The 757-nt window shown below is 51.9% G+C and carries 1 tRNA gene and 2 rRNA genes; all 3 read left to right on the top strand.

The features are described from left to right. Positions 1-214, top strand: a 16S ribosomal RNA gene (locus B5M42_RS25020); the annotation flags it as partial. A gap of 98 nt (positions 215-312) precedes the next feature. Beyond that, positions 313-388, top strand: a tRNA-Ala gene (locus B5M42_RS25015). Positions 389-604: 216 nt separating this feature from the next. Then, positions 605-757: ribosomal RNA gene (locus tag B5M42_RS25010) — 23S ribosomal RNA — on the top strand; the annotation flags it as partial.

Raw genomic sequence — 757 nt, 5'->3', positions numbered from 1 at the left:
GAAGTCGGAATTGCTAGTAATCGCGGATCAGCATGCCGCGGTGAATACGTTCCCGGGTCTTGTACACACCGCCCGTCACACCACGAGAGTTTACAACACCCGAAGTCGGTGGGGTAACCCGCAAGGGGGCCAGCCGCCGAAGGTGGGGTAGATGATTGGGGTGAAGTCGTAACAAGGTAGCCGTATCGGAAGGTGCGGCTGGATCACCTCCTTTCTATGGAGACTCGGTTCTGCGAAGAACCAGTCAAGTGCCTTGCGCACACATTCTGATCGTTCATTTCATTTGTTCAGTTTTGATGGAGCTTGCCTTATGGGGCCATAGCTCAGCTGGGAGAGCGCCTGCCTTGCAAGCAGGAGGTCAGCGGTTCGATCCCGCTTGGCTCCACCATATCCCTTAACAGGGATATGAAATAAGGTTAACCATCTGTTGTTCCTTGAAAACTAGATAACGAAACAAGAAGTAACAAACGCGTGATTTAACTTAGAAATCCAACTCACCATTTGTGCAAACGAATGATGAAGTGTGTTTCCTGAGTAGTGAGACGTTTGTGCTGTAAACTCCCTGCCAAGCAGTGAGAGTTTGCAAAGCAAACTCCCTATATTAGGTTAAGCTAGAAAGAGCACACGGAGGATGCCTAGGCGCTAGGAGCCGAAGAAGGACGTGGCGAACGACGAAATGCCTCGGGGAGCCGTAAGCAGGCTTCGATCCGGGGATGTCCGAATGGGGGAACCCGGCTGTGGTAATGCGCAGTCACCT

This window comes from Paenibacillus athensensis, from assembly GCF_004514475.2.
Taxonomy (GTDB): Bacteria; Bacillota; Bacilli; order Paenibacillales; family NBRC-103111; genus Paenibacillus_AL; species Paenibacillus_AL athensensis.
This window is presented reverse-complemented; position numbering and strand designations above follow the sequence as displayed.